Annotated in this window: 9 protein-coding genes; all 9 read left to right on the plus strand. The window is 57.8% G+C overall.

Annotation, left to right across the window (positions count from 1 at the left end; all coding sequences use genetic code 11):
• Positions 1 to 248, plus strand: a 248-nt coding sequence (locus tag Q0Z69_RS15800; RefSeq protein WP_298035366.1) for a PcfB family protein, incomplete at its 5' end; no start/stop codon positions are given.
• On the plus strand, positions 245 to 2,047 hold the full coding sequence (locus Q0Z69_RS15805) for a VirD4-like conjugal transfer protein, CD1115 family (protein WP_298035367.1): 1,803 nt from the start codon (positions 245 to 247) through the stop codon (positions 2,045 to 2,047). The genes Q0Z69_RS15800 and Q0Z69_RS15805, both read left to right, overlap by 4 nt.
• Before the next feature lie 47 nt (positions 2,048 to 2,094).
• Positions 2,095 to 2,316, plus strand: a complete 222-nt coding sequence (locus Q0Z69_RS15810; RefSeq protein WP_298035368.1) for a Maff2 family mobile element protein — start codon at positions 2,095 to 2,097, stop codon at positions 2,314 to 2,316.
• A gap of 70 nt (positions 2,317 to 2,386) precedes the next feature.
• Entirely contained in the window at positions 2,387 to 3,250 is an 864-nt protein-coding gene (locus Q0Z69_RS15815) for a VirB6/TrbL-like conjugal transfer protein, CD1112 family (RefSeq protein WP_298035369.1), read from the plus strand.
• A 14-nt stretch (positions 3,251 to 3,264) separates the two neighbouring features.
• Positions 3,265 to 4,689 carry a DNA cytosine methyltransferase gene (dcm, locus tag Q0Z69_RS15820; protein ID WP_298035370.1) on the plus strand — a complete coding sequence of 475 codons (1,425 nt, stop codon included), beginning with the start codon at positions 3,265 to 3,267 and terminating at the stop codon, positions 4,687 to 4,689.
• Between the two features lie 3 nt (positions 4,690 to 4,692).
• Positions 4,693 to 5,112 (plus strand): PrgI family protein, encoded by a 420-nt coding sequence (locus tag Q0Z69_RS15825; RefSeq protein ID WP_298035371.1) that lies wholly within the window; start codon positions 4,693 to 4,695, stop codon positions 5,110 to 5,112.
• Positions 5,045 to 7,447: a VirB4-like conjugal transfer ATPase, CD1110 family gene (locus Q0Z69_RS15830; protein ID WP_298035372.1), complete on the plus strand. Its 2,403-nt coding sequence runs from the start codon at positions 5,045 to 5,047 to the stop codon at positions 7,445 to 7,447. The genes Q0Z69_RS15825 and Q0Z69_RS15830 overlap by 68 nt, the downstream gene beginning before the upstream one ends.
• Positions 7,444 to 8,424: a phosphoadenosine phosphosulfate reductase family protein gene (locus Q0Z69_RS15835; RefSeq protein WP_298035373.1), complete on the plus strand. Its 981-nt coding sequence runs from the start codon at positions 7,444 to 7,446 to the stop codon at positions 8,422 to 8,424. Before Q0Z69_RS15830 ends, Q0Z69_RS15835 begins: the two co-directional genes overlap by 4 nt.
• A 16-nt stretch (positions 8,425 to 8,440) precedes the next feature.
• Positions 8,441 to 10,320 (plus strand): CD1108 family mobile element protein (locus Q0Z69_RS15840; RefSeq protein WP_298035374.1); only part of this gene is annotated, 1,880 nt, incomplete at its 3' end.

The following is a 10,320-nucleotide window of genomic DNA, read 5'->3' on the forward strand; positions in this document are numbered from 1 at the left end:
CCAAGAAATACGGCGTGGACTTCACCTTGCGAAAGGACAAGACCACCCAGCCGCCCCACTACATCGTGATTTTCAAGTCACGGGACGCGGACAATCTGGAACAGGCTTTCAAGGAGTTCACGGCCAAGAAGCTGACACGGGAGGCCAAGCCCTCCATCCGCAAGGCGCTGTCCGTCCTGCGGGAAGCGGCGGGCCGGAGTGTCCAGAGAGCCAAGGAGAAAATCAGAGATAGGGGGATGGAGCTGTGAAACCTGACCTGAAAAAGCTGGTAATTCTCAACCTGCCCTATCTGCTGTTTGTGTACTTGTTCGGCAAGGTAGGCGAGGCGTACCGGCTGGCGGCGGGGGCTGACCTTACCCAAAAGCTGCTCCACTTCACGGACAGCCTGGCGGCGGCGTTCTCCAACGGCCTGCCTAGCTTCCACCCCTTTGACCTGTGTATCGGTGTGGCGGGGGCGGTGTTGGTGCGGCTGGTGGTCTATTTCAAGGGCAAGAACGCCAAGAAATACCGCCACGGTATGGAGTATGGCAGCGCCCGTTGGGGCGGAGCCAAAGACATAGCACCTTACATCGACCCCGTGTTTGAAAACAACATCCTGCTCACACAGACGGAACGGCTGACGATGAACGGCAGGCCCAAAGACCCCAAGACCGCCCGGAACAAGAACGTGCTGGTGATTGGCGGTTCCGGCAGCGGCAAGACGAGATTTTTTGTTAAGCCCAACCTTACGCAAATGCACAGCTCGTATTGCATCACTGACCCGAAAGGGAGCCTGTTGATTGAGGTTGGACAGCTTTTGAGGCGGGGCGGCTATCAGATCAAGGTATTAAATACGATCAACTTTTCCAAATCCATGCGGTACAACCCGTTCGCCTACCTGCACAGCGAAAAGGACATTTTGAAGCTGGTAAATACCATCATCGCCAACACCAAGGGCGACGGGGAAAAATCGGCAGAGGATTTTTGGGTGAAGTCCGAACGGCTCTTTTACACCGCCCTGATTGGCTACATCTGGTACGAGGCCCCGGAGGATGAAAAGAATTTCGCCACTCTGCTTGAAATGATTAACGCTTCCGAGGCCAGAGAGGACGACGCCGAGTTCCAGAGCCCCGTGGATGAAATGTTCGCCCGGCTGGAAGAAAAGGAGCCGGAGCATTTCGCCGTCCGGCAGTACAAGAAATTTCTGCTTTCGGCTGGCAAGACCCGGAGTTCCATCCTTATTTCCTGCGGGGCCAGATTAGCCCCGTTCGACATTCAGGAAGTCCGTGAGCTGATGGAAACCGACGAAATGGAGCTGGACACCCTGGGCGACCGCAAAACGGCGCTGTTTCTGATTATGAGCGACACGGACACGACCTTTAACTTTATTCTGGCGATGCTGCAAAGCCAGCTTATCAATCTGCTGTGCGACCAGGCCGACGACGTATACGGCGGGAGGCTTCCCGTCCATGTGCGGCTGATCTTGGACGAGTTCGCCAACATCGGGCAGATACCCAACTTTGACAAGCTAATCGCCACCATCCGAAGCCGGGAAATCTCGGCTTCTATTATTTTGCAAAGTCAATCGCAGTTAAAGACCATCTACAAGGACGCCGCCGACATCATCAGCGACAACTGCGACTGTACTTTATTTTTGAGCGGTAGGGGCAAGAACGCCAAGGAAATCTCCGATGCGCTGGGCCGGGAAACCATTGACAGCTACAACACGTCGGAGAACCAGGGCAGCCAAACGTCCCACGGACTGAACTATCAAAAATTGGGAAAGGAGCTGATGTCACAGGACGAAATCGCCGTGATGGACGGCGGAAAGTGTATTTTGCAGGTGCGTGGTGTGCGTCCCTTTTTCAGCGAGAAATACGACATCACCCGGCATCCGCAGTACAAATACCTCTCCGACGCCGACAAGAAGAACGCATTTGACGTGGACAGGTATCTTGCCGCCATGCGCCGCAGACGGCAGCAGGTGGTGGCGCAGGAGGAAGTCTTTGACCTCTACGAGATCGACCTGTCGGACGAAGAAGAACCCGGCGAAGCCGCCAACGAATGAGGCGGCAATCCAACAACAACATTTTTTGAAATTATGGAGGTAATTTTATGGAATTTTTCACTTCTGCTATCGACGTTTTGCAGACCCTCGTTGTCGCCCTGGGCGGCGGACTGTGCGTGTGGGGCGGCATCAATCTCCTGGAGGGCTATGGGCAGGACAACCCTGGGGCCAAATCGCAGGGTGTCAAGCAGCTTGTCGCCGGGGGCGGCGTGGCCCTGATTGGCATTACCCTGGTTCCCCTGCTGGCTAGCCTGCTGTCCACTCCCTGATGCTTCTCGCTAAATCCTCTCACGACCTCCCGCCTCCTGCGGGGGGCCGTGGGAAAGGAGGTGCTTTCTCTTGATACTGGACTGGCTGGAAGAATGGTTCAAGGGTGTGCTGATTGACGGCATCACCAGCAACTTGACCGGCCTCTTTGACACGGTGAATACCAAAGTCGGGGAAATCGCCGCCGACGTGGGAGCCACGCCGCAGGGCTGGAACAGCGGTGTGTTCAATATGCTCCACAATCTCTCGGAAACGGTGATCGTCCCCATCGCCGGGGCCATTCTTGCCCTTATCATGTGCTACGAGCTGATACAGCTTATCGCAGAAAAGAATAACCTGCATGATGTGGATAGCTGGATGATGTTCCGCTGGGTATTCAAATCCGCCGCCGCTATCATCCTTGTGTCCAACACCTGGAACATCGTCATGGGCGTGTTTGACGTGACGCAGAGCGTTGTCAATCAGAGCGCCGGGGTGATTGTCGGCAATACCAGCATTGACATTACATCCGTCGTCACCGACCTGGACACCCGGCTTTCCGCTATGGACATCGGCGGTCTGCTGGGGCTGTGGTTCCAATCCCTCTTTGTGGGGCTTACCATGAACATCCTGTCCATCTGTATCATGCTGGTGGTCTATGGCCGGATGATTGAAATATACCTTGTGACCTCGTTAGGCCCTATCCCCCTTGCCACGATGGGCAACAGCGAATGGCGGGGCATGGGCCAAGGCTACCTGAAATCCCTGTTTGCCCTGGGCTTTCAAGCGTTCCTTATCATGGTGGTAACGGGCATTTACGCCGTGCTGGTGCAGGGTATCGCCCTCTCCGCCGACGTGTCTGGGGCCATATGGGGCTGTATGGGCTACACGGTGCTGTTGTGCTTCTGCCTGTTCAAGACCGGGAGCATCGCCAAGGCCGTGTTCGCCGCCCACTAAAGGAGGCTTGATAATTGAGGCAGTTTACATTGGCATCCTTATTCGACGGCATAGGGGGCTTTCCCTACGCCGCTTCTTTTTACAACATAGCGTCCCTGTGGGCCAGCGAGATCATGCCGGCCTGCGTGTCGGTGACGAAAAAGCACTTTCCCGACATGGCCCACGCCGGGGACATCACCCAGCTTCACGGCGGGAAACTTCCCCCTGTGGACATCGTGACCTTTGGCAGCCCGTGTCAAGGGCTGTCGCTGGCGGGCCAGCGCCGGGGGCTGGCGGACGAGCGGAGCGGCCTTTTCATGGAGGCCATACGGATAATTGATGAAATGAGGGAGGCGACACATGGCAGATACCCCAAGTTCGCGCTGTTCGAGAACGTCCCCGGCGCTCTGTCGTCCGCAGGAGGACGTGATTTTGCGGCTGTACTGCAATCGTTCACAAAGACCCAAATTCCAATTCCTCGATCTGGAAAGTGGGCAAACGCCGGAATGGTCCGAGGCGGAGGCGTTGATCTCGCTTGGTGCGTGTACGACGCCCAATATTTCGGCACAGCACAGCGGCGCAGGCGTCTGTTTCTTGTCTGCGATTTTACAGGACGATGTGCCGGAGAAATACTCTTTGTCCCCAAAAGCCTGCGCCGGTATTTTGAGGCGGGCGGAACGCCGAGGCAAGGACTTGCCGCCTTTACTGAAAGCGGCGCTGATACAGCAGGCAGGCAACTGGTGACGCCCCCAGCCGTCACGATGCGTATTCGGTGCGGCTGTGAGGGCGGCGGCAAAGGCCCCCTGCTCCAAGTGGAGAAAAGCGGGACGCTGGCGACGGGGAACGATCAATACCTGTTCGCTCCGCAGACGGTGGAGATTTTGAACGATCAGGGCGGGGCCTCTCTGACGGTGGAGCGTTCCGGCCTTTCTCCCACCCTCCGCAGCCAGACCCACGGTAATCTGCCTGTGGTGGCCGCTGGCGTTGACTTACAGCAGATCACCAGCAAGACCAACCGTTCCACCCTGAAACCCGTCCAGCCCACCCTATGCGGGACGGGACAGCCCCATGTGGTGACGATGTCGACGGGGCAGGCCAACGCGGAAGTGCTGGCCGACATCGCCCCCACCCTCAACTGCAACCACGAACAGCCCCTTTTGGTGCATCCGCAGATCGCCGGGACGCTGTGTGCCTCCGGCGCTGGCCTCTCCCGGCCCGCTGGTATGGGGAGCGAAACCGACTTCTGCATCACCCGTTACACCGACCTGATCGTGCGCCGTCTGACGCCCCTTGAATGTGAAAGATTGCAGGGCTTCGGAGATTTTTGGACGGAGTTCGGCCATGACGGGCGGGCTGTCAGCGATGCCAGCCGCTATCAAATGCTGGGAAATTCTATCGCCGTCCCCTGCGTGGCCTATATCATGCAGGGCATCTATCAAGTGTTGGAAAGGAGGTATTGACCTATGGCCTATGTGTCCGTCCCCAAGGACTTGACCCATGTAAAAAGCAAGGTGCTGTTCGGCCTGACGAAACGGCAGATCGTATGCTTCGGGGCGGCGCTTCTAATGGGCTTGCCGCTCTTTTTCCTTTTGCGGGGCAGCGTCCCTACCAGCGCCGCCGCTCTGGTGATGATCTTCGCCATGCTCCCCGGTCTGCTGTTCGGGCTGTACGAGAAGCACGGCCAGCCGTTGGAGGTGGTGATCGGGCAGATCGTCCGAAACCGCTTCCTCATGCCCAAAGTCCGGCCCTATCAGACCAACAACCTTTACGCCGCATTGGAGCGGCAACACAGAATGGAAATGGAGGTGAAAGCGATTGTCCAAAAAGGAAATCATAAACGAAAAACCGCAAAAGCTGACCCGCGCCCAACGCCGGGAGATTGACGCCGTAATCCGTAAGTACAAGGGCGACGGCAAGCCCCATACGGCCCAAGACAGCATCCCCTATGAGGTCATGTATCAGGACGGCGTTTGCAGGCTGAACCGGCTGTCTTTCTCCAAGTGTATTGCGTTCTCCGATACGAACTATCAGCTTGCCCAGCCTGACGACCGCACGGCCACCTTTGAATACCTCTGCGACCTCTATAACTATGTGGACGCCTCTATCCATGTCCAATTTTCCTTTGTCAACCGCAGAACAGACCCGGCGCAGTACGCCCGCAGCTTTGAGATCGCCCCGCAGGGGGACGACTTCGACGACATCCGGGCCGAGTACACCGGCATCCTGCAAAGGCAGTTGACACGGGGCAACAACGGCATTGTCAAAACCAAGTATCTGACGTTCACCATCGAGGCGGACAACCTGAAAGCGGCGCGGGCGAGGCTGGAACGCATTGAAACCGACCTGCTGGGCTACTTCAAGATGATGGGAGCCGCCGCCCGCGTCCTGGATGGGGCGGAACGGCTGGAAGTGCTTCACGGCGTATTCCACCCGGACGGTGAGGTGTTCCGCTTTGATTGGAGCTGGCTTCCTCCCTCCGGCCTGTGTACCAAGGACTTCATCGCCCCGTCCTCCCTCCGCTTCGGGAACAGCCGTATTTTCGGCATGAGCGGCAAGTACGGAGCGGTGAGCTTCCTGCAAATCCTGGCCCCGGAGTTGTCCGACGAAATGCTGGCGGACTTCCTGAACACGGAAAACGGCATTGTCGTCAACCTCCATGTGCAGGCTATCGACCAGACCGAGGCCATTAAGACGGTCAAGCGGAAGATCACCGACCTGGATGCCATGAAGATACAGGAGCAGAAAAAGGCGGTACGCTCCGGCTACGACATGGATATTTTGCCCTCTGATCTCGCCACCTACGGCACGGACGCCAAACAGCTTTTGTCCAAATTGCAGACCCGAAACGAACGCCTTTTCATGGTGACGTTCTTAATCCTGAACGTGGCTGACACCCAGCGGAAGTTGAGCAACGACGTATTCCGGGCCGCTGGCGTGGCGCAGAAATATAACTGCGCTCTGGTGCGGCTGGACGACCAGCAGGAGCAGGGGCTAATGTCCTCCCTCCCGCTGGGGGAGAACCACATCCGCATCCAGCGGGGGCTTACCACGTCCAGCGCCGCTATCTTCGTTCCCTTTGTGACGCAGGAGCTCTTTCAGGGCGGCGGGGCCATGTATTACGGCGTCAACGCCAAGACCCAGAACATGATTATGCTGGACAGGAAGCGGGCGCGGTGTCCCAATGGCTTGAAGCTGGGGACGCCGGGCAGCGGCAAGTCCATGTCCTGCAAGTCCGAGATCGTCAGCGTGTTCCTCACCACCCCGGATGATGTCTTTATCTGCGACCCGGAGGCGGAGTATTTTCCCCTTGTCCAGCGGCTTCACGGGCAGGTTATCAAGCTGTCCCCCACCAGCCGGGACTATGTAAATCCGCTGGACATCAACCTGAATTACAGCGAGGACGAAAATCCGCTGGCGCTGAAAAGCGACTTCGTGCTGTCGTTCTGTGAGCTGGTGATGGGCGGCAAGAACGGCTTGGAGCCTATCGAAAAGACGGTGATCGACCGGGCCGTGCAGGTGATCTACCGGCCCTACCTGGCAGACCCCACGCCGGAGAAAATGCCTGTCCTCTCCGACCTCCACGCCGCCCTGACCGCCCAGCACATCCCGGAGGCCGACCGGGTGGCGCAGGCCCTTGACCTCTATGTGTCCGGCAGCCTGAACGTCTTTAACCACAGGACGAATGTTGACATCAGCAACCGGCTTGTCTGCTTCGACATCAAGGATTTGGGCAAGCAGCTCAAAAAGCTGGGGATGCTCATTGTCCAAGATCAGATATGGGGCCGCGTCACCGCCAACCGCATACAGGGCAAGGCCACCTGGTACTTTGCCGACGAGTTCCATTTGCTTCTGAAAGAGGAACAGACCGCCGCTTATTCCGCCGAGATTTGGAAGCGGTTCAGAAAGTGGGGCGGCATCCCCACCGGGGCCACGCAGAATGTGAAAGACCTGCTTTCCTCCCCGGAGATCGAAAACATTCTGGAAAACAGCGACTTTATCTGTCTGCTCAATCAGGCCAGCGGCGACCGCAAGATTTTGGCCGAACGGCTGAATTTGTCCCCCGACCATCAGAAATACATCGACAACTCCGAGCCGGGGGCCGGGCTTCTCATTTTTGAGAATGTGATCTTGCCCTTTACCAACCCCATCCCCAGCAATACCGAGCTGTATAAGATTATGACGACCCGGCTTTCCGAGGTCGTGGAGGGCGGCGCATGAGTGAGGCCGTCTATACCCGGCGTGATTTGAGTATCATGCAGGCGTGGCCTCTGGCACGAAAAATCCAAGTGACCCAAGCTAAAATCATGGAATGGTACTATCACTACGACGGCAAGGTGGCCGTTTCATTCTCCGGGGGCAAGGACAGCACGGTACTTTTGGACATGGCACGGCGGGCGTTCCCTGACATCCCCGCAGTGTTCGTTGATACCGGGCTTGAATACCCGGAGATACGGGACTTTGTGAAATCTGTCCCTAACGTGACCTGGCTTCGGCCTGAAATTCCGTTCCCCAAGGTGATTGAAACTTACGGCTATCCTGTAATCTCAAAGGAAGTGGCCCACCGCATCTACTACGCCCGCAGGGGCAGCACATGGGCCAATCTGAATATGTGCGGTCTGGATGGAAACGGAAAGCAGACAGAATTTAATAAACGGTTCCTAAAGTGGCGCTTCCTGCTGGACGCGCCATTTCCTATTTCTGCTCTCTGCTGCACAGTAATGAAGAAAACTCCCATCCACCGCTTTAGCGAATCGACCGGCACAATGCAGATTGTGGGGACAATGGCCTGCGAGAGCGTGCGCCGACAAAATGCCTATCTAAAAAGCGGATGCAACGCCTTTCACAAGCGGGAGCCGACTTCCCAGCCGATGTCTTTCTGGCTGGAACGGGATGTGCTGGAATATTTGAGGTTGACCGGCCTCCCTTACGCCTCTATCTACGGCGAGATCGTGGAGGACGGCGAAAAACTTATTACCACCGGGGCGCAGCGTACCGGCTGTATGTTCTGTATGTTCGGCGCACATTTAGAGAAAAATCCGAACCGTTTCCAGCGGATGGCCCTGACCCACCCCAAGCAATACGACTACTGCATCCACAAATTAGGCTGTGGCACGGTGCTGGACTATATCGGCGTCCCCTACACAGCCGGAAAGGAGGTGGCGGCCCATGAGCCGGAAGTATCTGAAACCCCGTGACAAGGTGACGCAGCGCATGACCCGCGACGGCGTGGTGCTGGAAAATCAGACCACCGGCGAGGAAGTTAATATTTCCGACCGGGAGGCCGAGCAGGACTTTTCCCCGCAGGAGGCGGGCGGCACGGCTGAAAAGACGCTGGAACGGGCCGACCGGGGGCAGGAGCGCCGGGCCGGGAAAAAGGCGGTGCGGCAAGCCGGGCAGGTGGCGGCGGCTGACGCAGGCCCCCGCCCATCCTCCCGTCTGCAACTCTCCGAGGAAGAACGCTCCACGCCGGAGCTGAAGAAGTACATCCGAAAATCCGACCAGCGGGCCGACCGGTTGGACGCGGCAAGGGCCGCTATCCCTAAAGAAACGGTCAAAATCAAGGAAAAAGTCTTTGACGAGGCCAGCGGCAGAGCCAAGACCCGTGTACGGCGTGAGGTTCGGGACAAGCCGCCGCCCGCTATGAAGCCCAACCCGGCCAGCCGCCCCGTTCAGGAAGTCTTATTGTTCACCCACGGCAAAATTCATGAGGTGGAGCAAGAGAACGTGGGCGTGGAGGGCGGTCACAAGGGCGAGGAATTGGCCGAGCGGCAGGCAGGCCGGGCCGTCCGGGGCGCGATACGCCGCCACCGGCTGAAACCCTATCGGGAACTGCAAAAGGCCGAACACCTGGCGGAGAAAGCGAATATCGACTATTTCTATCAAAAGGCCCTGCATGACAACCCCCAGGCCAGCAACCCCATTTCCCGGTTCTGGCAGAAGCGGCAGATCAAACAGCAGTATGTCAAGACGGCGAGGGCGGCGGGCCAGACGGCGGCGCATGGGGCCGGAGCCGCCCAGGGGACGGCGAAAGCGGCCAAGACCACCGGCAGGGCGTCAAAGGAAGTAGCCGCGGAGAGCGAACGGCTGGCCTCCTTTGCCGTCAAGCACTGGAAAGGCTGTCTGGTGGCCCTGGCCCTGCTGATTATGACGGCGTTCCTCATGGGAGGCTTACAGTCCTGTTCCTCCGTGGTGGGCGGCTTCGGTTCCAGCTTTACGGCCACGTCCTATCTCTCTGACGACGCGGATTTGATCGCCGTGGAGAACGCCTATGTGGGGATGGAAAACGCCCTGCAAACGAAAATTGACAACATCCCCAGCACCTACCTTGGCTATGACGAATACCGCTACGATCTGGACGAGATCATCCACAACCCCCATGAATTGGCCTCCTACCTGACCGCCATTCTCCCACGCTACACATTGGCCGAGGTTCAGGCGGAGTTACAGCGTGTCTTTGATAAGCAGTACACCCTTACCACCACACGGACGGTTGAAGTCCGCTACCGCACGGAAACCCGGACGGACAGCGAGGACAATTCGTACACTGTCCAAGTCCCTTATAACTATTACATCCTCAACGTCAAGCTGACGGCCCGTTCTATCGTGTCCGTCGCCCCGGAACTGCTGACACCGGAGCAGTTACAGATGTTCAATGTCTATCTGGAAACGAGCGGCAACAATCCGCTGGTATTCGGCGGCGGTTCCCCTGACATCAGCCCGTCCGAGGACATCAGCGGCGTTCACTTCGTCAATGGGACGAGGCCCGGCAATACTGCCGTGGTGGACATCGCCAAGTCGCAGGTGGGCAACGTGAACGGACAGCCCTATTGGAGCTGGTACGGCTTTGACAGCCGGGTGGCCTGGTGCGCCTGCTTTGTGTCCTGGTGCTACAATCAGGCCGGTTTAAGTGAGCCGAGATTTTCCGGCTGCACCTCTGGCGGCATGGCATGGTTCCAATCCCACGGCCAATGGGCCAACCGAGGGTACAGCGACATCGCCCCCGGCGACGCGATTTTCTTCGATTGGGACAACAGCGGCAATGCCGACCATGTGGGCATCGTGATCGGCACGGACGGCACGAACGTCTATAC

It is taken from the genome of uncultured Dysosmobacter sp., assembly GCF_947631165.1.
Taxonomy (GTDB): Bacteria; Bacillota; Clostridia; order Oscillospirales; family Oscillospiraceae; genus Oscillibacter.